Here is a 22,045-nt window from a genome sequence, read left to right as displayed (position 1 = left end):
ATTTCAGGAAAGGCCCCATGTCCAGTCAGTTCCCCGAAGCACGTCCCCGCCGTCTGCGCCGCAATGCGAGCCTGCGCAGTCTGTTCCAGGAAACCGAATTCAGCCTGAACGATCTGGTGCTGCCGATTTTCGTCGAAGAAGACATCGACGATTTCGTGCCGATCAAGAGTATGCCTGGGGTGATGCGCATTCCCGAGCGCAAACTGGCCAGCGAGATCGAGCGCTATGCCCGTGCCGGGATCAAGTCGGTGATGACCTTCGGCGTGTCGCACCATCTGGACAGCAACGGCAGCGACACCTGGCGCGAAGACGGCCTGGTCTCGCGCATGTCGCGCATTGCCAAGGACGCCGTGCCGGACATGATCGTGATGTCCGACACCTGCTTCTGCGAATACACCGATCACGGCCACTGTGGCGTGCTGCACAACCATGAAGTGGACAACGATCAGACCTTGATCAACCTCGGCAAACAAGCGGTGGCGGCCGCGCGCGCCGGTGCTGACGTGATCGCGCCGTCGGCGGCGATGGACGGTCAGGTGCGGGCGATTCGTCAGGCCCTCGACGCGGCCGGCTTCACGCAGATCCCGATCATGGCCTATTCGACCAAATTCGCCTCGGCCCTCTACGGCCCGTTCCGCGAGGCCGGTGGCAGCGCGCTGAAGGGCGATCGCAAAAGCTACCAGATGAACCCGATGAACCGCCGCGAAGCCCTGCGCGAATCGCTGCTCGACGAGCAGGAAGGCGCCGATGCACTGATGGTCAAACCGGCCGGTGCGTACCTGGACATCATCCGCGACATCCGTCAGGCCTCGAACCTGCCGCTGGCGGCGTATCAGGTCAGCGGCGAGTACGCGATGATCAAGTTCGGCGCGAAGGCCGGGGCGATTGACGAGGACCGCGTGGTGCGTGAAAGCCTCGGCGCCATCAAGCGAGCGGGTGCGGATCTGATCTTCACCTACTTTGCGATGGATCTGGCGCTGGCCGGGATCTGACAAACACCGAAGTGCCCTTGTGGGAGCTGGCTTGCCAGCGATTGCGGTAGCTCAGTCAACGTTGATTTTGACTGTGCCGGCCTCATCGCTGGCAAGCCAGCTCCCACAGGTTTTTGGGTGTTTTTGGGTCAGGGGCAGGCGAAATACGGCCGGATCCCGTGATCGCGAAAATAGCGTTCGATCACCTTCGGATCGGCGCTGTTGTCCGCTATCGCCACATAGGTGTCGGGGCGCAACAGATAAAATCCGTTACGCCCCAACCCCGCTGTTTCAAACGCCGGACGCCAGTCGAACACATGCAGCGGCAGATGGTGTGCGTGGCACCAGGCGATCATCTCGTCGCTGGTGTCGCCGTACACGTGCACCTGCCAGCACGGCTGCCGTAGTGGCTCGTAATTATCGCCTTCACCGTCATGCGCCCACGGCAGGCGATCGCCGCCGTGCACGTGGCCGGCCACGCCCTGGCTGAGCGGCATGCCGCGGTAGTTGAGGGTGACTTGCGACACAGTGCGAAAGAGAAATTCGCGGCTGGCCTCGAACGCCGCCAGTTTCGGGATCAGAAACGGTGCCACCCGCATGCGCAGCAGATCGGCCATGCGCCCCTCGGCGGTGACGAAGCTGAACACTTTGTCGGTGGTCGACACCAGTCGACGGGCGAAGGCAATGCGTTCGGTTTCGTAGCTGTCGAGCAGGCCCGGTTCGGCGCCGCCGCCGAGCACCGCCGCGAGTTTCCACGCCAGATTGATCGCATCGCCGATGCCGGTGTTCATGCCCTGACCAACGGCCGGACTGTGCACGTGCGCGGCATCGCCGAGCAGGAACGCGCGAGCGCTGCGAAAGTGTTCGGCCACCCGGTGATGCACGCGGTAGGTGGAAAACCAGTGCACGTCCTCGATATGGACTTTCAGGTGTTCGATGGCGCGGCTGCTGACATCGGAAAACGCCAGGGTGTCGGCGCGATCCGCACGCTCGTCGCGCACCGTGCCGATCAGCCGCGCGCGGCCTTCGCCAGCCAACGGGAACACCGCGAGAAAGTCCGCCTCATCCAGGTCCAGGTGCAGCTCGCCATTCATCGCCGGGCCGCTGGCCTTGACGTCTGCCACATAGAAGATCTGTTGATACGTGCCGCCAGGAAAACCGGCGTCGAGGGATTTGCGCACCACCGAACGGGCGCCGTCGCAGCCCGCCAGATAGCAGGCCTGACAGATTTCCTGCTCGCCATCGGGCAAGCGCAAATGCGCGGTGAGGCCGTCGCTGGTTTCCTCGAAGCTCTCCAGCGTGGTGTTGCGTTCGACACTGACGCCGTAATCTTCCAGGCGCTCGATCAGCAGCCGTTCATGTTCATCCTGGGGGAAGATTTCGACGAACGCGTAGGGTGTCAGCCCTTCGCCAATACGGTTCAGTGGCAATTGCGCGACCGGTTTGCCGTTGACCCAGAAGTTCGCCGCCGCCACCCGATGGCCCTTGCGTACCACGGTGTCGGCCAGATCCAGCTGACGATACAACTCCAGGGTTCGCGCCTGTACCGCCAGCGCCCGGGACGTGGTGCCAGGGGCGGAGGTCTTGTCGAGGATGCGCACGCGCACACCGAGTTTGCTCAGCCACAGGGCCAGCACCAGGCCGGTCGGGCCGGCGCCGATGATCAGTACGTCGCTGCGGTTCATGGCCTGTCCTCCTTCAGCTGTGCAGCAAGTATGGATCAGCAGGGCGGCGCGGCCAGTTTCTCAGCCAGACGGAGAAGGCCCCGCAGCGGTGGCGCTGCCGGGCCTTTGCATTTTTGCCGGGATTGTGTGGCGAGGGCGCTGGACTGCGCGGCAGTGCGCTTCTATCAGAGAAGCAGGGCCGCTTCGCGACCCGACGGCGGCAAGCGCCCTCGCTACAAAGATCGCGATATTCACGGGAACAGTGTTTCGTTGCGGCAGTCCTAGCCTGCGCCACACCTTTGATCGTATGGTGAACCGGCTCAACGCACGCCAAGGAGCACTATGTACAGCCCTCGATTACTGATCTCTCTCACTGCACTGCTGGTGCTCGCCGGTTGCGCGGGCCAGCGCAGCAGTGAACCTGCCCCGCGTGCGCCCGCCGAAGTGAAGGCCGAAATCGTGCGGCTGATGCCGGCAAAAGTGCCTGACCGCCAGGGCTGGGCCACCGATATTTATGCCGCGTTCGCCGCGCAGAACATCAGTCCGACCACGCAAAACCTGTGTTCGGTGCTGGCAGTGGCCGAGCAGGAATCGACCTTTCAGGTTGACCCGACGGTGCCGGGCCTGGGCAAGATCGCCCGTGACGAGATCGACCGCCGCGCCGGCAAGGCGCACATCCCCGGAATGCTGGTCAGCGCCGCGCTGGCGGTGCGTTCGCCCACCGGCAAGACCTACAGCGAACGCCTGAACGCGGCGCGCAGCGAGAAAGACTTGAGTGCGGTGTTCGACGACTTCATCGGCATGGTACCGATGGGGCGCACCTTGTTCGGTGGCTTCAACCCGGTGCACACCGCCGGGCCGATGCAGGTCAGCATCGAATTCGCCGAGCAGCATGCCAGGGACTACCCGTACCCGGTCAGCGGCACGATCCGCCACGAAGTGTTCACCCGCCGTGGCGGCATGTACTTCGGCATCGCGCATTTGCTCGGCTATCCGGTGAGTTACCGCGAGCCGTTGTACCGCTTTGCCGACTTCAATGCCGGGTGGTACGCCAGCCGTAATGCGGCGTTCCAGAACGCGGTCAGCCGTGCCTCGGGCATTCCCTTGGCGCTGGATGGCGACCTGATCCGCTATGACTCGATCCTGCCCGGCAGCACCGAGCTGGCGGTGCGCAGCCTCGGCAAGTCGCTGGGCATGCGCAATCCGACGATTCGCGATCAACTGGAGAAAGGCAAGACCCTGGAATTCGAGGAGACGAAGCTCTATCAACGGGTGTTTGAGCTGGCGGACAAGGCCGAGGGCAAAACCCTGCCGCGCGCCGTGCTGCCGGGGATCGTGCTGCAGAGCCCGAAAATCACCCGCAAACTGACCACCGCGTGGTTCGCCAAACGTGTGGATGAGCGCTACAAACGCTGCATGGCCAAGGCCGGTTGATGCGTGCTCAAAGCACTTTGACGGCTCTGCCGATGGCCTGAATCGGTCCGGTCGGTTTGCCGATCGGCGAGCCGTTGGCGCCTTCGAGGGTGAGTTCGAACAGCTGGTTCGGTTGCAGCGGCGGCAGTTTGTCCAGCGGCACCTTCAATGCCTGCCCCGGTTTGACCAGTCCCAGCGACACCGGCCCTTGCCAGCCGTCAGCTTTGGTCCAGAACTCCAGCGCCTTGTCCGCCGGCACTTCGACCACTCCCAGCGGAATCAACTGGATCTCCCGTGCATTGTTCGCCTGGATCACCCAGCCTGGCGCCTTGTCCTGCGGGGCCACCAGTACCACCAGATAGCTTGGTTTCGGCGCGGTCTGGGTCACCAACAACGTCCCCAGGATCAGCGTCGCGGCCAGCCCGGCGGCGCTCAGACTCCGCCACAACGGCAGCAGATTCCACCACGAAGGACGCGCAGGCTCAGGTGCCTTGCGCGAGAGTCGCTCGACACTGCGTTCGATGCGTGGCCACAATTGCGGCGAGGGCGGATGCGTTCCGGCCAGGTCCGTCAGGTCCAGCAATCGCCGCTCCCAGGCATCCACCGCGGCTTGCAGTTCGGGCTCGTTGCGCAAGCGCTGTTGCACCGCTTCGCGCTCCGGCGCTGACAGGGTGCCGAGCACGTATTCGCTGGCCAGTTCATCAAGTTGCCGCGCCGATTCAGTGGTCATCCCATGCACTCCCGCAACGCATTGAGGCTGCGTTTGATCCAGGCTTTGACGGTGCCCAGTGGCGTGTCGAGACGGGTGGCGATCTGCGCGTGGCTGTAGCCGTCGACGTAGGCATGCAGGATGCAACTGCGCCGTTGTGGTTCCAGTTGTTCCAGACAGCGGTGGATGCGCGCCGAATGCGCGTGGGCGTCAAAACCGTCCTCATCCACAGCCACTTCGTGAGCTTCGTCAAAGGGCGTTTCCCGGCCCTGATCACGTAACAGATTCAGCGCCAGATGCCGGGTCACGCTGAACATCCAGCCACGTGCCGAACCACGCGCCGGATCAAATCCCGCCGCGCCGTTCCAGATCTTGATGAATGCCTCATGAACAATGTCCTCCGCCAGCGCCGTGTCGCGCACCAGCCGTTTGGCCACACCGAGCAGGCGTGGGCCTTCCTGCACATACAAATCGTGCAGGGCCAGGCGCTCGCCTCGGGCACAGGCAGCGAGGCGGGCTTCGTAATCGAAAACGGATTCGGCTAAAGGCATGTCGTGCAATCTAGCTCACATTCCGCAAACATCCACACAACTCCATTCCCTTTGCAGGAGAGAGCCTGCTCGCGACAGCGGTGCGTCAGTGAAGCCTGTGTTGGCTGACACTCCGCTGTCGCGAGCAAGCTCACTCCTACAGGGGATTTGCGATGAGTCAGGAAATCAGTTCGCCGCCCAGAAGATGTAATCCGCCTGATATTTCACCACTTCCTGCTTGCCCTTGTTCGCCGCCGTGCATTCACTGCCCGGCGCCACGCCACCCTTGAGCGCGACCCGCTGGATGTAGCTGACGCCGCTCATCGCGCCTTTGCCCTCGGCCGGATTGGCCTTGACCAGTTGATAAGGCAGGTTGCCCGGACTCGACGGCGCCACGGCCAATTGCGTGCCGGTGACTTTCGAACCGTCCTTGGCCTGCCAGGTGGCGGGTGGGCCGAAGTAGGTGCCGACTTGCTTGCCGCTGCGATCATTGAGCACCGCTTTGGGGCCGACAAAGGTCCACTCGGTCTGCCCGGCGGCATTGGGCTTGTCACGGCATTCGTAGGTGATCTCGCCGACGCCGGTGGTTTCCAGCGCGACTTTGTGGCCATCCGGGACTTTGATGCTGTCTGGCAGGCCGCTTTGGGCGAAAGCGCCGGCGGAGGCTGCGAGCAAACCGGTGAAGCAAATCAGCTGCGTGGTGTTCATCAGTGTGTTCTCCGAAAAGGGTAGATCGCTGGCAGCCATCAGTGGCTGTTACAGGGACTACCCGTGGCGGAGACGTTTGGATGCAGTGGCTGAAAAAATATTTTTCTGGATCACCTCTATGCCTGTGGGAGCTGGCTTGCCAGCGATGGTGTCGTGTCAGCCAACATCGTTTTCTCTGATACACCGCAATCGCTGGCAAGCCAGCCCCCACAGGGTTCCTTATTGGGTTTGAGGCCGGAGGCGTTCAGCAACTCCTGGGTGTAAGGATGTTGTGGCGCGGCGAAGATCTCCCGCGACGATCCTTGCTCGACCACCTTGCCGTCCTTGATCACGATCAAGTCATGGGCCAGTGCGTGCACCACTGCCAGGTCATGGCTGATGAACAGATAGGTCAGACCATGCCTGATCTGCAATTGCCGCAATAATTCCACCACCTGCTTCTGCACCGTGCGATCCAGTGCCGAGGTCGGTTCATCGAGCAGAATCAGCGCCGGCTCCAGCACCAAGGCGCGCGCGATGGAAATGCGCTGGCGCTGGCCACCGGAAAACTCGTGGGGGTAACGATGGCGGCTTTGCGGGTCGAGGCCGACCTCCTCGAGCACGCGAATCACCGCCGCTTCGCGCTCGGCCGCAGTGCCGATACCGTGGGTCAGCAGGCCTTCGGCAATGATCTGCTGCACCGACATCCGAGGGCTGAGGCTGCCGAACGGATCCTGGAACACCACTTGAATCTGCCGCCGCAACGGTCGCATCAAGCGTTGATTGAGCAGGCTCAGCTGTTTGTTGCCGAAACGGATACTGCCCTCCGATTCCACCAGGCGCAGGATCGCCTGACCCAGCGTTGACTTGCCGGAACCCGACTCACCGACAATGCCCAGGGTCTTGCCGCGTTGCAGGGTGAAACTCACACCATCCACGGCTTTGATGTAATCCTGCTGGCGACTGAAAAACCCTTTGGGCAACGGGAACCAGACCTTCAGATCGTCGACCTCAAGCAAGTTGTGATCGTACTCACTCGGCACCGGCGCACCGCTGGGTTCAGCCTCGATCAACAAACGACTGTAAGGATGCTGCGGCGCCCGAAACAGCGCTGCGCAATCGGCCTGTTCGACGATCTCGCCATGGCGCATCACGCACACCCGCTGAGCGATGCGCCGCACCAGATTGAGGTCGTGGCTGATCAGCAACAGCGACATGCCAAGGCGCTGCTGCAGCTCGATCAGCAATTCGAGAATCTTCTGCTGCACGGTCACGTCGAGCGCCGTGGTCGGTTCATCGGCGATCAACAACTGCGGCTCGTTGGCCAGCGCCATGGCGATCATCACCCGTTGCCGCTGGCCGCCGGAGAGCTGATGCGGATAGGCTTTCAAGCGCTGCAGGGGCTGGCGAATACCGACCAGTTCCAGCAGCTCCAGCGTTCGTGCGCGAGCGGCGCGGCCCTTGAGGCCTTTGTGAATTTCCAACACTTCGCTGACCTGCTTTTCCACGGTGTGCAGCGGGTTCAGCGAAGTCATCGGCTCCTGGAAAATCATCGCGATCCGGTTGCCGCGCAAACCGCGCATCTGTTGCTCGCTGGCCTGCAACAAGTCCATGCCGTGGTAGCGGATCGAGCCGCTGCTGCTGACGCTTTTGCCCGGCAACAAGCGCAGGATCGAATGCGCCGTCACCGACTTGCCCGAGCCGGATTCGCCGACCAGTGCCAGGCATTCGCCACGGCGAATATCGAGGTTCACACCATGCACCACTTGCTGCCCGGCGAAGGCGACGCGCAGGTCGCGGATTTCAATCAGGTTGTCGTTCATGTCAGCTCCGGGGATCGAATGCGTCACGGCAGGCCTCACCGATAAACACCAGCAACGAAAGAATCAGCGCCAGCGCGAAAAACGCCGTCAGCCCCAGCCATGGCGCTTGCAGATTGCGCTTGGCCTGGCCGATCAGTTCGCCCAGCGATGCGCTGCCCGCCGGCATGCCGAAGCCGAGAAAATCCAGTGCGGTCAGGGTGGCGATGGCGCCGGTGAGAATGAACGGCAGGTAGGTGAGGGTGGAGGTCATCGCGTTGGGCAGAATGTGCCGGCACATCAGTGCGGTGTCAGTCAGGCCCAAGGCCCGCGCGGCTTTGACGTATTCCAGATTGCGCCCGCGAAGGAATTCGGCCCGCACTACATCCACCAGTGCCAGCCAGGAAAACAGCGCCATGATCCCCAGCAACCACCAGAAACTCGGCGAGACGAAACCGGACAGGATGATCAACAGATACAGCACCGGTAGCCCCGACCATATCTCCAATAGCCGCTGCCCGAGCAAGTCGACCCAACCGCCGTAATAACCCTGCAATGCCCCGGCGACGATGCCCACCAGCGCACTGATGCCGGTGAGGATCAGCGCAAACAGAATCGAAATCCGTGTGCCGAAAATCACCCGCGCCAGGACGTCCCGTGCCTGATCGTCGGTGCCCAGCCAGTTGCTCGCCGAGGGCGGGCTCGGTGCCGGCTCGTCGAGGTCGTAGTTGACCGTGTCGTAGCTGAACGGAATCGGCGGGAACAGCATCCAGCCGCCCTGATCCTCGATCAGCCGGTGTACGTAGGCGCTGGCGTAATCCGGCTGGAACGGCAGTTCGCCGCCGAAATCGGTTTCCAGGTAATCGCTGAGAATAGGGAAATAGAAGGCGTCGTGATAGCGGATCACCAAGGGTTTGTCATTGGCAATCAGCTCACCGCCGAGGCAGACCAGGCACAGGCCGATAAACAGCCACAGCGACCAGCGTCCACGCCGGTTGGCCTTGAATTGCGCAATGCGGCGCTGGCCCAGAGGGGAAAGTGTGAACATCAGGCAGTCCTCGCCGAGAAGTCGATGCGCGGGTCGAGCAGGGTGTAGCAGAGGTCGCCGATCAGCTTGATCAGCAGACCGAACAGGGTGAACAGAAACAGCGCGCCGAACACCACCGGATAATCACGCGACACCGCCGCTTCGTAGCTCATGCGCCCGAGGCCATCGAGGTTGAAAATGGTTTCGATCAGCAAGGAGCCGGCGAAAAACACCTCGATCAACGCCGACGGCACACCGGCCACCACCAGCAGCATCGCGTTGCGAAACACATGGCCGTAAAGCACGCGGCGCTCGGTCAAACCCTTGGCCCGCGCAGTGATCACGTACTGGCGGCTGATTTCGTTGAGGAAGCTGTTTTTGGTCAGGATGGTCAGCGTGGCGAAGCCGCCGATCACCAGCGCCGTCACCGGCAATACCAGATGCCAGAGGTAATCGCCGACTTTGCCGAGGGGGCTGAGGCTGTCGAAGTTGTCCGAGACCAGGCCCTGCACCGGAAACCAGTTGACGTAACTGCCACCGGCAAACACCACGATCAACAGAATCGCGAACAGAAACGCCGGCATCGCGTAGCCGATGATGATCGCCGTGCTGCTCCAGACATCGAAGGCGCTGCCGTTGGTGATTGCTTTGCGAATGCCCAGCGGGATCGAAATCAGGTAGGTGATCAACGTTGCCCACAAGCCCAGCGACAGCGACACCGGCAACTTCTGCGCGATCAGGTCGGTGACCTTGGCGCCACGAAAGAAACTGCTGCCCAGATCCAGTTGCGCGTAGTTTTTCAGCATCAGCCACAGGCGTTCGTGCATCGGTTTGTCGAAGCCGTAGTGGTGTTTGATTTCTTCGATCAGCGCCGGGTCGAGGCCACGGCTGCTGCGTCCGGCACCGCCCGTCGCGGCCACTTCGCCTCCGCCGCCCATGCTGTGTCCGCCGAAGCCTTGCAGGCGCGCAATGGCTTGTTCCACCGGGCCACCCGGTGCGGCCTGCACGATGAGGAAATTGACCACCAGAATGCACAGCAGCGTGGGGATGATCAGCAGCAAACGCCTACTCAGATAACGCAGCATGTCACTGACCCCCCGCGAGCCGGGTGTGCATCTGTTGCGTGGTCAACGGCTTGGCCGAGACCTCCCACCAGGTGTTGAGGCCTTCGTCGTATGCCGGTTGCACAGACGGCATGCCGAAACGGTTCTGATACACCGTCGGCGTGCCTTTGGAGTAGTAGTTGGGAATCATGTAGTAACCCCATTGCAGCACCCGGTCGAGGGCGCGGGCGTAATGCACCATGGCTTCGCGAGTGTTGGCCTGGACCAGCCCGTCGATCAGTTGATCGACCGCCGGGTTGGCCAGCACCATTGAGTTGGAACTGCCGACCTGTGTGGCACTTTGCGAGGCGTACAGGTTGTACAACTCACGGCCGGGAGAGACGATCGGATCGCCGCTGCGCGGGAAAGCGGCGACGATCATGTCGTAGTCCCGGGCGTTGAGGCGGTTGATGTATTGCGCTGAGTCGATCCGGCGCAAATTCAGGGAGATGCCGATCTGCGCGAGGGTGCGCTTGAACGGCAGCAGCATGCGGTCGAAGCCACCCTGACCGTCGAGAAACGTGAATTCCAAAGGCTCGCCGGCAGCGTTGACCAGCCGATTGTGTTGCGGTGTCCAGCCGGCCTCGGCGAGCAGTTTCAACGCTTGCAGTTGCTTGTCGCGGATGTAGCCGCTGCCATCGGTTTTCGGTGCCTGATACACCGCGGTGAAGACCTCGTCGGGGATTTGCCCGCGCAGCGGTTCGAGGATCTTCAACTCGTCGGCATCAGGTAGCGCGGTGGCGGCCATTTCACTCTTTGGCCAGAAGCTGTTCTGGCGCACGTAGAAGCCGCGCATCATCTGCTTGTTAGTCCACTCGAAATCCCACAGCAGGCTGATGGCCTGACGCACGCGACGATCCTGGAAAATCGGGTTTTGCAGGTTGAACACGAAGCCCTGCGCCGCCGTCGGTTTGTCCGGGGCAAGGATCGACTGCTGCAAGCGACCGTCACGCAATGCCGGGCTGTCATAGCCGACCACATAACCGGACGAGGAGAATTCGCGGTTGTAGTCGAAGGCGCCGGCCTGCAACAACTGACGGGCGACGTCAGTGTCGCCGTAAAAATTCACCGTCAGGGTGTCGAAGTTGTACATGCCGCGACTGACCGGCAGGTCTTTGCCCCACCAGTCCGGATCGCGTTCGAAACTGATGCTGCGCCCGGCATCGACCTTGCTCACGCGGTACGGGCCGCTGCCCAGCGGCGGCTCGAAACCGCCGCCATTGGCAAAGTCGCGGGTTTGCCACCAGTGTTCGGGCAGCACGCGCATCGTCGCCAGGTCCAGTGCCAACGTGCGGTTGAGATTGTTCTTGAAAGTGAAGCGCACCTGCCGCGGGCCTTCGATCAGCACGTCCTGCACGTCGGCGTATTGCTGGCGATAGCTGAGGCTGCCCTTGGTCATCAGCAGGTTGAAGGTGTAGCGCACGTCCTCGGCGGTGATCGGCGTGCCGTCGGCGAAGCGTGCCTTTGGATTGAGGGTGAAGCGTACCCAGAGTCCCTCGGGATCGCGTTCCATTTGTTGCGCGACCAGTCCGTAAACGGTGTAGGGCTCGTCCAGCGAACGGAACGCCAGCGGCGCATACACCCAGTCGTTGACCTGCACCACGGAAATGCCCTGATCGGCATACGGGGTGATGTAGTTGTATTGACCGATTTCCATCGACGCCCGGCTCAGCGAACCGCCCTTGGGCGCCTTGGGATCGACGAAGTCGAAATGCTCGAAATTCGCCGGATACTTCGGCGCTTCGCCGTAAACCGTCAGCGCATAACTGCCGCCGGCCAGCGCCGAAGTGCCGGTGCATAGCAGCGCACTGCCGAGCAGCAGGCCAGCCATGTTGCGCATGAGTCTCATGAAGTCACTCCCCAAAATCACTGAATGGTCACGGAGCCCTTGTGGGAGCTGGCTTGCCAGCGATGGCGTCGTGTCAGTCGCCATCTACTTCACTGACACACCGCCATCGCTGGCAAGCCAGCTCCCACAGGGTTTTATGGTGCTCGTTCTTTAGAAGTGGTAAGTCATGCGCGCAAACAAGGTACGGCCCAGCGGATCGGTGTAGCGCGGGTCATAGCCGCTCTGGAAGTTGTAGGCCTGGTTGGTGAACGGCGGGTTGCGGTCGAACATGTTCTTCAGCCCGGCATCGACGTCCAGCACCTTGTCGAAGGTGTAGCCGGCCGACAGGTCCCACACCGAATACGACGCCACGCGTGCATGGGTTTCACGGTCGTAGTCGTTGTAGCCGGTGGTGAAGCGGTTGGTCAGCGACGCCCGCGCCGCGCCGAAGGTCCAGCTGCCGGTGAGGTTGTGTTTCCAGCGGGCAATCACGCCGTCACCCTGGAAGTCGCCGACCTTGTCGGTGAACGGGCCTTTGATGGTGCTCTGGAAGTCGTACTCGTCAACATAGGTGCCTTGCAGGCCCAGGCCGAACTGGCCGTACGGCGTGTTCGGGAAGCGATAGTCCAGCGACACGTCGACCCCGTTGGTTTCGACGATGCCGAGGTTGGCGTTGCCAGTGACGATGTAGTTGAGCGTGCCGTCGGCATTGCGCACGAAGCGGTCCTGATAGGCACCGGCCTGATCAAACACGGTGGATTCCGGGAACGGCTGGATCTGGTTGGAAATGTGAATCCACCAGAAATCCAGGCCCACCGACAGGTTGTTCACCGGTTGATAAACGAAGCCCAGGGTGACGTTGCGGGCTTTCTCCGGCGCCAGATCCTCATTGCCGCCGATCTGGTTGAGGAACTGCTGACCGCAATCGCGCCCGCCGTTGCCGCCTGGTTGCACTACGCCGCCGGTACACAGCACCGGGTCGTTGTAGTAGCCCTGGGTGAAGGTGATGCTGCGCGGTGAATAGAGCTCGTACAGCGACGGCGCACGGAAACCTTCGCTGTAGGCACCACGTACCACCAGCTCTTTCAACGGCTGGTAACGGAACGAGTATTTCGGGTTGGTGGTGCTGCCGAAGTCGCTGTATTTGTCGTGACGCACGGCGGCGGACAGTTCGAGGCTATCGAGCACCGGCACGTTGATTTCGGCGTACGCGGCTTTCACGCTGCGGTCGCCTTCGACGCTGCCGTTCGGGTCGATGCCAAGGCTCTGGATATCGCCGGCAAACTGCTCGAAGTCCTGGTGGAATTTCTCTTTGCGGTACTCGCCACCCAGCGCCAGGCCGGAAGGACCGGCGCCGAACCAGTCACCGATTTCGCGGCTGATCCGGCCGTCGAACCCGGCCACGCGGCCGACAGCCGTGGTGTAGGCGCCGTGGTACGCCGCCGCGTCGATGTACTGCTGGCCGGCAGCGGATTGCGGGCCGAACGGGTTGAGCAGGCCGCTGGCCAGACCATTGATCATCGCCTGGTCGCTGACATAACCGCTGGTGACGCTGGAGACGATTTTGTTCTGGTTGTACGAGGCGCCGACATTGTAATCCCAGCCGCCGACCAGACCGTCGAAGCTGAGCAAGAAGCGCTGGCTGGTGTTCTGGTCTTTCGATTCGCGGGGACCGGCGGCGGTTTCGCGCCAGTTGACGTCCACCGGTTGCGTCGGGTCGAGGGCGAAACCGGTGGGCGCCGGGGTGATGCCGTTGCCGGGGTAGTAGGGCGATGAGGCATCCAGGCTCAGGCCGGTGAGCGGAGCCGGGCCGACCGCCGTGGCGTTGTTGTTGCGCGACCAGAAGTATTCGAGGTTGACGTTGTGGTCGTCCGCCAGCTTGCCGGTGGTCTTGCCGAAGAACGAAGTCTTTTCAGTTTGCGGAATCAGGTCGATGTATTCGCGGGTGCTGAAGCGGCACAAACCGTCGCGGGCCACCAGGTTGGGACCGTTGCAATTGCTGTTGGCCAGTGGGTTGGTGGCGTTGCCGTTCTGGCTGTAGTTGCCGGGGAATGCGGTGCCGGAGGTCTGGTCCAGGCCGCGGCCGGGCACGTAGTCGCGGGCAAAGGAGCGGTCGTTGGCGTCGAGGTTCTGCTGCTTGTTGTAGTTGAACACGCCGAGCACGTTGAAGCGGTCCTGCTCCAGATCGCCGTAACCCCAACTGGCGCTCATGTCTTTGGTAGCGCCACCGCCGCTGTGGGTCGGGGTTTCGCCGCCGAGGGTCAACTGGCCGTCGGTCATGGATTTCTTGGTGATGAAGTTGATCACGCCGCCGATGGCGTCGGTGCCGTACAGGGCTGACGCGCCGTCGCGCAGGACTTCCACGCGTTCGATGGCGGCAAACGGGATCATGTTCAGATCCACCGCGCCGCCGGCCGAGTTGGTGCCGGACAAGGCGTTGTTGGCCAGGCGTCGACCGTTGAGCAGCACCAGCGTCTTGTTCGCGCCGATGCCGCGCATGTCGGCAAACGACGCGCCGCCGGTGGCCGCGCCCACCGAGCCGGCGCTGTTGTTGATCGACTGGCTGCCGGTGATGCGCTGCACCAGTTCGGCGGTGGTGGTCACGCCTTGTTTGCGCAGTTCATCGGCCTTGAGAATGGTGATCGGCACCGCCGTCTCGGCATCGACCCGGCGAATCGCCGAACCGGTCACTTCCACCCGTTGCAGTTGCGTGGTCGGCGCAGCCACCGTCGCCGCAGCCGGTACGGCAGCATTGTCGTCCTCGGCGGCTTGCACGGTGCCGGCGCCCATCCCCATGGCCACCAGGTACAACGGAACAAAACGGTGACGAGAAATCGTTGCCACCAAAGGTTTGAGCGTGAAGCGTGGAGTGTTCATCAGCATGGTTGTTTCCGACTTTGTTAGACGTTATCGAATTGGCCTTGTGAGCCCCTCATTGCTCCGCTTTCGGTGATACCGCGTGCGGAAAACCACTTTCTTCAAGCAAGCCGATCCCCTCCGAAGACGCTTTGCGTTTTTCGGTCGGCTGATTGCGACGGGAGGCGGTCCGCGGTGTCGGGCGCGTTTTTTGACGCGCGCCCGACACCGCACTCAGTGGGTGGTCATCACCGATATTTTGGTAATGCCCGAGCGTTCGATCGACGCCATGGCCTTGGCCACCTGGCCGTAATTGACGGCGGAGTCGGCCTGCAGCTGCACGCGGACTTCGCTGTCCTTGGCCTTGACCTCCTTGAGGCTGGCCTCCAGTGATTCCGGAGCCAGTTCAGTCTTGGCCAGATAGAACTTGCCGTCCTGATCGACGCTGACCACTACCGGATCCTTCTTTTCGGCGGGGGCGACGGCGTCGGTTTTCGGCAAGTTGACTTTGATCGCGTTGGTCATCAGCGGTGCGGTGACGATGAACACCACCAGCAGCACGAGCATCACGTCCACCAGCGGCGTGACGTTCATTTCGCTGAGCACTTCATCGCTGTCTTGAGTGGAAAAGGACATCAGCTGGCCTCCCGCACGGCGGCTGTGGTTTTGCTGGCGATGGCCTGGCGGCTGATGGAAAACGCGCTGCGCGAGGCGAGGGCGTCGAAGTCGTGGGCGAAGTCGTCCATGTCCGCCGAGGCGAGCTTGAGGCGACGCAGGAAGAAGTTGTAAATCAGCACCGCCGGCACCGCGACGGCGATGCCGACGCCGGTGGCGATCAGTGCGTGACCGATCGGGCCGGCGACCGCTTCAAGGCTGGCCGAACCGGTTTCGCCGATGCTTTGCAGGGCTTCCATGATGCCCCACACGGTGCCGAACAACCCAATGAACGGCGCGGTGCTGCCGATACTGGCGAGGATCGCCTGACCGTTTTCCAGCGAGCGGCGTTCCTTCTGGATCTGCTGGCGCAGGTTGCGTTCCAGGCGATCCGAGCGATTGATGGTGTGCGCCAATTGCTGGGTGGTGCGCGGCGAATCCTCCACCAGCAGGGCTTCGAAACCGCTGCTGGCGATGCGCGCCAGCGAGCCCGGGTACTGGCTGGCGTGCTCGGCGGCGGTGAGCAGGTCCGGCGCGCCCCAGAAGGCTTTGCTGAACTGTTTGTTCTGGGCTTTCTGGCGCAGGTATTGCGCCGACTTGACCAGCAGGATCGCCCAGCTGACCACGGAAAACAGCACCAGCCCCCAGAGCACACCGGGGACAATCATCGAAGACAGAGAAGGGTTCATGGCTACACCTCGCTTGCATTAAGTCGGTTGTGAGTTCGTCGGGTTGTGCCGTTATTGCGGCAATTTGAAATCAATGGTCTGGGTGGCGAAGCCGTCGATCGGCGTGTCACCGCGTTTGGCCGGAATAAACTTCCAGTTCTTCACCGCCGCGACGGCCGCGTCATCCAGTTGCGGCTTGCCGCTGGACTTGGTCACCGTCACCGAGCCGGCGCGTCCATTGGCCAGTACCTGAATGCGCAACACCACGCTGCCCTCCCAATTGCGCCGCAGCGCCAGCGACGGGTATTCCGGCGGCGGGTTGCCGAGGCTGGCGAGGCCGGAAATCGCCGCCGACTCTTTCACCGGCGCGAGCGCGGCGGCAGGTGCTGGTGGCGCGCTCGGGGTCGCCGGTGCTGCGGGAGCGGCCGGTTGTGCCGGGGCGGGGGGCGCTTTCGGCGGCTCGACTTTTTTCAGCGGTTTCGGCTTCTCGACCGGTTTCGGTTTTTCGATCGGCTTGGGTTTCTCCACCGGTTTCGGCGGTGGCTTGACCGCGTCTTCGTCTTCCACCGGTTGTTCAGGTTCCGGCGGTGGTGGAGGAGGCGGTGGTGGTTCCGGGGTGGGCGGTGCCGGTGGTGTCGGGCTGGTCAGCTCGACAGTCATTTCCGGAATCTGCGGCGGTGTCGGCAGTGGCTCGGGCCGGGTCTGCTGGAGAAACCACCAGGCGCCGCCGTGTATCAGTGCCGATACCGCCACCAGCAACAGCATCTGCTGTTTATTCAACCCGCCGGGTTGCGAGGTGTTGGCTTTAAAGGCTGGCCCGCCCAACGCCGGCGGGAGTGGCGCTTCCCGTAATGGCCCCGGCAGGGTTTTGTGCTTTACCGCATCGTTCATTAAAGCTCCCTCGGGTTGATGAAGGGCAATAAGGTGCCGTCCGAACATATGGGTGATGTTCGAGTGGGTGGGTGTAACTTTCTTCTAGGTGTGCGCAGGCCGATAGTTGAACTATCTATTAATAGGCTTGTGCAGGCTTACTGGCTTAGTGTCATCGACTTTTTATGTTCATTAGCCGTTCCCTGGTGTTGTTTTATCTAGGGCCTGCCGAGCCTTCGGCAGCTCCTGCAGATGTTGCGTTCGAAGTTCTTTTTGCAACCGCTGTGCCAAATATTGCTGAAATGTAGAGCGGTTATTTCACCACTGTTACCCATGTCGCATTTATATAAGTTTTATCGGTTGCCCCGTTTTTCTTTAGTGCAGGGTTGTCCACGGCCCCGAATGCCGGGGCTTTTTTACAGGCGAGTCAGACCGCGCGCAGTATCAGGCCGATTAGCGAGATAGAGCAGCTGAACTCGGGTCCGCCAGGGCGCTTGATGGTGCGCGGCGGACTGATTTGGTGCGGGTCAATGTATTAGCGGGTCACAGGCCGTATTCCTTGTTCTTGTTGATTTGAAATGTATGCTTCAATTATTTGTTAGTTATGGTTGCGAGCGCATTTTTGGTGCAATTAAAAATATTCAAGTTATTGTTCGACAATCCTGCTGTCGAGCATTCATGTAGCGCTTGCGCAATAACTTCATGGGTTATATTTAAAAAATAAATAGTGCCGTGGCGCAGGCGCAATCAATGCCGCCAACGCAGTGCGTGACGCTTGGGTTCAGGTAATAAGGTAAACGTGTGGATGGCCGGAGCTGTTCCGGCTAACTCGGCTTTGCGCCAATGGATACCAACGGGACGTGATGCGGCAATACGTTTGAAGATTCACGCGGTGAACTCCTTGTTGCCAGCTCGGATACACGAACTTTTGGTTCGGTATCGCACCTTACAAGAACGCGGATAGCGTTCGATGATTGCTCTTGGTGCGGGATGGGCACCGCCAGCGCTGTTTTGCGAGGTTTGAATTCGCAAGTCGCGAATGCATGGGAAAACCGTGCCAAAACCGATACACAGACAGATTTTTTCTACACCCACGCTACAGCCATCTACCCTGTGGCAATGGTCTTTTCGGGGGGGATTGGATATGTACCAGCTCTACGGGCACAGAAACTCAGGCGCAGCCGCCATCGAAGCGGCGCTGGAACTGTGCCAGATCGCTTACCGTTTCATTGATATCGAAGCCAGCACCGAAGCCGCCGAGGCGTTGGCCCAGCTCAATCCACTCAAGCAGATACCGACCTTGAAACTGCCTGACGGCAGTGTCATCACCGAGAGCGCGGCGATCCTGATTCATCTGGGCCTGACGTTTCCCAAGTCCGGTTTGCTGCCGCCCCAGGCAGAGGATCGTGATCAGGCGATTCGCGGCCTGGTCTACATCGTCAGCAATTGCTACGCGGCGATCGGTGTCATCGACTACCCCGAGCGCTGGCTGCTGATGCCCGACGAAGCCTCGCGGCAGAACCTGGTGGCTGGCACGCGTGAGCGTTTGCATTGGAGTTGGGAGGTGTTTGCCGACCAGTTTTCCGCCGAGTTGTACCTGGATGACGAAACGCCCGGCGCGCTGGATGTACTGGCGGCGGTGGTCACACGCTGGGCCGGCAGCCGTGAGCATTTGCGTCAGACGCGACCGGGGTTTTATGCGTGGTTGCAGCGGATTGACCGGCATCCGGTGCTGGCGCCGGTATTCGCCCGGCATTGGCCTTCTTGATCACACCGCAAAACCAAATGCAGGAGTGAGCAGGCTCACTCCTACAGGGGGCTTCGGGGATTATTCCCCGCGAATGTACTGCTCCAGCTGCCTGATCAGCTCGGCCTGTTCGGCAATGGCTTCCTTGACCAGGTCACCGATCGACAGCAAGCCGATCAGCTTGCCGTTCTCCACCACCGGCAAATGGCGCAGGCGTTTGTCGGACATGATGCCCAGGCAGGTGTCGACGGTTTGATGGGTGTCCACGGTGATCACGTTCGCCACCATGATGTCGCGCACCGGTGTGCCCACCGACGAGCGTCCATGCAGCACCAGTTTGCGCGCGTAATCGCGTTCACTGATGATGCCGACCACTTTGTCGTCTTCGACCACCAGCAGGGCGCCGACGTTTTTCTCGGCCATCTTCATCAGCGCTTCGAGCACCATGTGATCAGGCTTGATCTGATGCACTTCCTGATTTTTCTGATCTTTGAGCTTGAGCAGTTGGGCGACGGTCTTCATGGCGGTTACTCAGGTGTTGTCGTTGTTATTCAAGCATCGTAGACGCAAGCGCGCAGGGCAAGGTGGCAAAGCGGCAGATAGCACGCAAAAAACGTCATATGCGGAAAAAATCCCCATTCAGTGTTGTGAAGTGCGGAGCGTAGAATGCGGCTCTGTTTCAATTCCTGAGGTCGCAGTGGTGGATTTACAGCAGGGTTTCGTCCTGACCCGGCATTGGCGCGATACCCCGGCGGGCACCGAAGTCGAATTCTGGCTGGCAACCGACGCCGGGCCGCGTCGCGTGCGGTTGGCGCCGCAGACATCGGTGGCGTTTATCCCTGCCGCACAGCGCGAAGCGGCCGAGCGCCTGCTGCACGACGAAAAGCACGTGGAACTGCGCCCGCTGGCTCTGCAGGATTTCGAACATCGCCCGGTCCTCGGCCTGTATTGCCAGCAACACGGCCAGTTGATGCGTCTGGAAAGCGCGCTCAGCCGCGCCGGCGTCGACGTGTTCGAGGCTGACGTGCGCCCGCCGGAACGCTACCTGATGGAGCGTTTCATCACGGCGCCGGTGCTGTTCAGTGGCACGCCCGATGCTGACGGCGTCTTGCTCGACGCTCACCTCAAACCCGACCCGACATACCGGCCGAACCTGCGCCTGGTCTCGCTGGACATCGAAACCACGGAAACCGGCGAGCTGTATTCCATCGCCCTCGAAGGCTGCGGCCAGCGGCAGGTGTACATGCTCGGCGCGCCCAACGGTGATGCGAGCAGCGTCGATTTCGACCTTGAATACTGCGACTCACGCACCGTCATCCTGAAAAAACTCAACGACTGGTTTGCCCGCCACGACCCTGACGCAATCATCGGCTGGAACGTCGTGCAGTTCGATCTGCGCATTCTCCACGAGCACGCGCGGCGTCTTGGCGTGCCGCTGAAAATCGGCCGTGGCGGTGAAGAGATGCAATGGCGCGAACACGGCAGCCGCAACCATTATTTCGCTGCGGCGGCGGGGCGGCTGATCATCGATGGCATCGAATCCCTGCGCTCGGCGACCTGGAGTTTCCCCTCGTTCAGCCTGGAAAACGTCGCGCAAACCCTGCTCGGCGAAGGCAAGTCGATCGACAATCCGTACCAGCGCATGGACGAAATCAACCGCATGTTCGCCGAGGACAAACCGGCGCTGGCCAAATACAACCTCAAGGACTGCGAACTGGTCACACGGATCTTTGCCAAGACCGAGCTGCTGACGTTTTTGCTCGAACGCGCCAGTGTTACCGGGTTGCCGGCGGATCGCAGCGGCGGCTCGGTGGCGGCGTTCACCCATTTGTATATGCCGCTGATGCACCGCCAGGGTTTCGTCGCGCCCAATCTGGGCACCAACCCGCCGCAGGCCAGCCCCGGCGGTTTCGTCATGGATTCGCAACCGGGGCTGTACGAGTCGGTGCTGGTGCTCGACTACAAGAGCCTGTACCCGTCGATCATCCGTACTTTTCTGATCGACCCGGTGGGGCTGATCGAAGGCCTGCAGCACCCGGACGATACCGATTCGGTGCCGGGTTTCCGTGGCGCCCGCTTCTCGCGTACCCGGCATTGTCTGCCGTCCATCGTTGCGCGCGTGGCCGAAGGGCGCGAGACCGCCAAGCGAGAGCACAATGCGCCGCTGTCGCAGGCGCTGAAGATCATCATGAACGCCTTCTACGGCGTGCTCGGTTCCAGCGGTTGCCGGTTTTTCGATACGCGGCTGGCGTCGTCGATCACCCTGCGCGGCCACGAAATCATGCTGCGCACCCGCCAGCTGATTGAAGCGCAGGGCCACGCGGTGATCTACGGCGACACCGATTCGACCTTTGTCTGGCTGCGTCGCCCGCATGGCCAGGAAGAAGCGGCGAACATCGGCCACGCGCTGGTCAAGCACGTCAACGACTGGTGGCGTGCCCATGTGCGTGATGAATACGGCTTGGAAAGTGCTCTCGAACTGCAATACGAAATTCATTACAAGCGCTTCCTGATGCCGACGATTCGGGGCGCGGAGGAGGGCAGCAAGAAGCGCTACGCCGGCCTGGTGAGCCGCGCCGACGGCAGTGAGGAAATGGTCTACAAAGGCCTGGAAACCGTGCGCACCGACTGGTCGCTGCTGGCCCGGCAGTTCCAGCAGGAACTGTACGAGCGCATCTTCCAGCGCAAGCCCTATCAGGATTACGTGCGCGACTACGTGCGCAAAACCCTTGCCGGAGCGTTCGATGATCGGCTGGTCTACCGCAAGCGCCTGCGGCGTACCCTCGATGACTACGAGCGCAACGTGCCACCGCATGTGCGCGCCGCCCGGCTGGCCGATGAATACAACGCCGGGCACGGTCGCCCACGGCAGTATCAAAACGGCGGCTGGATCAGTTACGTGATCACCCTGGCCGGGCCGGAGCCGTTGGAAGTGCGTCGTGCCGCGATCGACTACGACCACTACATCACCCGCCAGCTGCAACCGGTGGCGGACGCGATCCTGCCGTTTGTCGACGACGATTTCTCAACCCTGATCGGGGGGCAACTGGGCCTGTTTTGAGTCCAGCAGTTGCAGGGTCCATTCGTCGAGGATGCCGTGGAAGTAGCGTTCGAGTGCCTGATTGAACGGACAGTCCTCGGCGCTGAACTGCGCAAACAGAGTCATCGAGGAGTGAAATTTCAGGTCATCGGGGTGGCCGAAAATTTCGGCAATCGAGCGCTGATGCACCTTCAGTACCAACTGCGTACAGGTTCGCAGCCGCGCGCCGAGCAGGTCGTGGGCCAGATAGGCCCGTGCTTCCTCGGCGGACTGAATGGCGAAGCGTCGGGACATCTCGCTGCCTCCCAGGCCGGCGAGCTGCGGGAACACAAACCACATCCAGTGGCTGCGTTTGCGGCCCTCGTCGAGTTCGCGTTGGACCCGTTCGAACACCGGGTCCTGGGCCTGGACGAAACGTTGCAGGTGGAACGGGTCGTACTGATCAGTGCTTCTCATGACGAAGCCCTCGCCAGCGGCCA

At 61.6% G+C, this 22,045-nt stretch carries 18 protein-coding genes; 4 read left to right on the top strand and 14 right to left on the bottom strand.

Annotation, left to right across the window (positions count from 1 at the left end; translation table 11 throughout):
- Nucleotides 1–17: 17 nt before the first annotated feature.
- Nucleotides 18–992 (top strand): porphobilinogen synthase, encoded by a 975-nt coding sequence (gene hemB / locus HV782_RS19225; protein WP_186748138.1) that lies wholly within the window; start codon nucleotides 18–20, stop codon nucleotides 990–992.
- A 128-nt stretch (nucleotides 993–1,120) separates the two neighbouring features.
- Here hemB and HV782_RS19220 read toward each other — a convergent pair whose 3' ends face one another.
- Nucleotides 1,121–2,656 carry an FAD-dependent oxidoreductase gene (locus HV782_RS19220; RefSeq protein WP_186748137.1) on the bottom strand — a complete coding sequence of 512 codons (1,536 nt, stop codon included), beginning with the start codon at nucleotides 2,654–2,656 and terminating at the stop codon, nucleotides 1,121–1,123.
- A gap of 321 nt (nucleotides 2,657–2,977) precedes the next feature.
- On the opposite strand from HV782_RS19220, the gene HV782_RS19215 reads away from it, so the two are divergent.
- Nucleotides 2,978–4,069: a DUF1615 domain-containing protein gene (locus HV782_RS19215; RefSeq protein ID WP_186748136.1), complete on the top strand. Its 1,092-nt coding sequence runs from the start codon at nucleotides 2,978–2,980 to the stop codon at nucleotides 4,067–4,069.
- Between the two features lie 7 nt (nucleotides 4,070–4,076).
- Here HV782_RS19215 and HV782_RS19210 read toward each other — a convergent pair whose 3' ends face one another.
- From HV782_RS19210 to HV782_RS19160, 11 genes are all read right to left on the bottom strand, one after another.
- Nucleotides 4,077–4,778, bottom strand: coding sequence for an anti-sigma factor (locus HV782_RS19210; RefSeq protein ID WP_186748135.1), 702 nt, complete (start codon nucleotides 4,776–4,778; stop codon nucleotides 4,077–4,079).
- The gene (locus HV782_RS19205; protein ID WP_123462244.1) at nucleotides 4,775–5,308 is read right to left on the bottom strand and encodes a sigma-70 family RNA polymerase sigma factor; all 534 of its coding nucleotides are present in this window, start codon (nucleotides 5,306–5,308) and stop codon (nucleotides 4,775–4,777) included. The genes HV782_RS19210 and HV782_RS19205 overlap by 4 nt, the downstream gene beginning before the upstream one ends.
- Nucleotides 5,309–5,473: 165 nt before the next feature.
- A complete protein-coding gene (locus tag HV782_RS19200; protein ID WP_123462246.1) occupies nucleotides 5,474–5,995 on the bottom strand; it encodes a DUF3455 domain-containing protein in 522 nt (173 codons plus the stop codon).
- Between the two features lie 116 nt (nucleotides 5,996–6,111).
- Nucleotides 6,112–7,797, bottom strand: a complete 1,686-nt coding sequence (locus tag HV782_RS19195) for an ABC transporter ATP-binding protein (protein ID WP_186748134.1) — start codon at nucleotides 7,795–7,797, stop codon at nucleotides 6,112–6,114.
- Between the two features lies 1 nt (nucleotide 7,798).
- Nucleotides 7,799–8,821 carry an ABC transporter permease gene (locus HV782_RS19190; RefSeq protein ID WP_186748133.1) on the bottom strand — a complete coding sequence of 341 codons (1,023 nt, stop codon included), beginning with the start codon at nucleotides 8,819–8,821 and terminating at the stop codon, nucleotides 7,799–7,801.
- The gene (locus HV782_RS19185) at nucleotides 8,821–9,885 is read right to left on the bottom strand and encodes a microcin C ABC transporter permease YejB (RefSeq protein ID WP_123462253.1); all 1,065 of its coding nucleotides are present in this window, start codon (nucleotides 9,883–9,885) and stop codon (nucleotides 8,821–8,823) included. The genes HV782_RS19190 and HV782_RS19185 overlap by 1 nt, the downstream gene beginning before the upstream one ends.
- 1 nt (nucleotide 9,886) lies before the next feature.
- Entirely contained in the window at nucleotides 9,887–11,752 is a 1,866-nt protein-coding gene (locus HV782_RS19180; protein WP_186748132.1) for an extracellular solute-binding protein, read from the bottom strand.
- A 150-nt stretch (nucleotides 11,753–11,902) separates the two neighbouring features.
- The gene (locus HV782_RS19175; protein ID WP_186748131.1) at nucleotides 11,903–14,614 is read right to left on the bottom strand and encodes a TonB-dependent receptor; all 2,712 of its coding nucleotides are present in this window, start codon (nucleotides 14,612–14,614) and stop codon (nucleotides 11,903–11,905) included.
- A 207-nt stretch (nucleotides 14,615–14,821) separates the two neighbouring features.
- Nucleotides 14,822–15,223, bottom strand: a complete 402-nt coding sequence (locus HV782_RS19170; protein WP_093433931.1) for an ExbD/TolR family protein — start codon at nucleotides 15,221–15,223, stop codon at nucleotides 14,822–14,824.
- Nucleotides 15,223–15,930 carry a MotA/TolQ/ExbB proton channel family protein gene (locus HV782_RS19165; RefSeq protein WP_123462257.1) on the bottom strand — a complete coding sequence of 236 codons (708 nt, stop codon included), beginning with the start codon at nucleotides 15,928–15,930 and terminating at the stop codon, nucleotides 15,223–15,225. The genes HV782_RS19170 and HV782_RS19165 overlap by 1 nt, the downstream gene beginning before the upstream one ends.
- A gap of 51 nt (nucleotides 15,931–15,981) precedes the next feature.
- A complete protein-coding gene (locus HV782_RS19160) occupies nucleotides 15,982–16,800 on the bottom strand; it encodes an energy transducer TonB (protein WP_186748130.1) in 819 nt (272 codons plus the stop codon).
- 1,123 nt (nucleotides 16,801–17,923) lie between these two features.
- On the opposite strand from HV782_RS19160, the gene HV782_RS19155 reads away from it, so the two are divergent.
- Nucleotides 17,924–18,547, top strand: a complete 624-nt coding sequence (locus HV782_RS19155; protein ID WP_186748129.1) for a glutathione S-transferase N-terminal domain-containing protein — start codon at nucleotides 17,924–17,926, stop codon at nucleotides 18,545–18,547.
- Nucleotides 18,548–18,607: 60 nt separating this feature from the next.
- Here HV782_RS19155 and HV782_RS19150 read toward each other — a convergent pair whose 3' ends face one another.
- Nucleotides 18,608–19,048 carry a CBS domain-containing protein gene (locus HV782_RS19150; protein ID WP_123462262.1) on the bottom strand — a complete coding sequence of 147 codons (441 nt, stop codon included), beginning with the start codon at nucleotides 19,046–19,048 and terminating at the stop codon, nucleotides 18,608–18,610.
- Nucleotides 19,049–19,226: 178 nt separating this feature from the next.
- Between HV782_RS19150 and HV782_RS19145 the strand changes: the two genes are divergently transcribed.
- Nucleotides 19,227–21,587 (top strand): DNA polymerase II, encoded by a 2,361-nt coding sequence (locus tag HV782_RS19145; RefSeq protein WP_186748128.1) that lies wholly within the window; start codon nucleotides 19,227–19,229, stop codon nucleotides 21,585–21,587.
- Here HV782_RS19145 and HV782_RS19140 read toward each other — a convergent pair.
- Nucleotides 21,552–22,022: a DUF1810 domain-containing protein gene (locus tag HV782_RS19140; RefSeq protein WP_186748127.1), complete on the bottom strand. Its 471-nt coding sequence runs from the start codon at nucleotides 22,020–22,022 to the stop codon at nucleotides 21,552–21,554. The genes HV782_RS19145 and HV782_RS19140 overlap by 36 nt on opposite strands.
- Nucleotides 22,023–22,045 lie beyond the last annotated feature (23 nt).

It is taken from the genome of Pseudomonas monsensis, assembly GCF_014268495.2.
Taxonomy (GTDB): domain Bacteria; phylum Pseudomonadota; class Gammaproteobacteria; order Pseudomonadales; family Pseudomonadaceae; genus Aquipseudomonas; species Aquipseudomonas monsensis.
This window is presented reverse-complemented; position numbering and strand designations above follow the sequence as displayed.

Coding starts and splice junctions, on each gene's coding strand:
- HV782_RS19215 (WP_186748136.1), top strand. CDS start 2,978: ATGTACAGCCCTCGATTACTGATCTCTCTCACTGCACTGCTGGTGCTC.
- HV782_RS19220 (WP_186748137.1), bottom strand. CDS start 2,656: ATGAACCGCAGCGACGTACTGATCATCGGCGCCGGCCCGACCGGCCTG.
- HV782_RS19165 (WP_123462257.1), bottom strand. CDS start 15,930: ATGAACCCTTCTCTGTCTTCGATGATTGTCCCCGGTGTGCTCTGGGGG.
- HV782_RS19195 (WP_186748134.1), bottom strand. CDS start 7,797: ATGAACGACAACCTGATTGAAATCCGCGACCTGCGCGTCGCCTTCGCC.
- HV782_RS19150 (WP_123462262.1), bottom strand. CDS start 19,048: ATGAAGACCGTCGCCCAACTGCTCAAGCTCAAAGATCAGAAAAATCAG.
- HV782_RS19205 (WP_123462244.1), bottom strand. CDS start 5,308: ATGCCTTTAGCCGAATCCGTTTTCGATTACGAAGCCCGCCTCGCTGCC.
- HV782_RS19140 (WP_186748127.1), bottom strand. CDS start 22,022: ATGAGAAGCACTGATCAGTACGACCCGTTCCACCTGCAACGTTTCGTC.
- HV782_RS19185 (WP_123462253.1), bottom strand. CDS start 9,885: ATGCTGCGTTATCTGAGTAGGCGTTTGCTGCTGATCATCCCCACGCTG.
- HV782_RS19180 (WP_186748132.1), bottom strand. CDS start 11,752: ATGAGACTCATGCGCAACATGGCTGGCCTGCTGCTCGGCAGTGCGCTG.
- hemB (WP_186748138.1), top strand. CDS start 18: ATGTCCAGTCAGTTCCCCGAAGCACGTCCCCGCCGTCTGCGCCGCAAT.
- HV782_RS19160 (WP_186748130.1), bottom strand. CDS start 16,800: ATGAACGATGCGGTAAAGCACAAAACCCTGCCGGGGCCATTACGGGAA.
- HV782_RS19200 (WP_123462246.1), bottom strand. CDS start 5,995: ATGAACACCACGCAGCTGATTTGCTTCACCGGTTTGCTCGCAGCCTCC.
- HV782_RS19170 (WP_093433931.1), bottom strand. CDS start 15,223: ATGTCCTTTTCCACTCAAGACAGCGATGAAGTGCTCAGCGAAATGAAC.
- HV782_RS19175 (WP_186748131.1), bottom strand. CDS start 14,614: ATGCTGATGAACACTCCACGCTTCACGCTCAAACCTTTGGTGGCAACG.
- HV782_RS19155 (WP_186748129.1), top strand. CDS start 17,924: ATGTACCAGCTCTACGGGCACAGAAACTCAGGCGCAGCCGCCATCGAA.
- HV782_RS19190 (WP_186748133.1), bottom strand. CDS start 8,821: ATGTTCACACTTTCCCCTCTGGGCCAGCGCCGCATTGCGCAATTCAAG.
- HV782_RS19210 (WP_186748135.1), bottom strand. CDS start 4,778: ATGACCACTGAATCGGCGCGGCAACTTGATGAACTGGCCAGCGAATAC.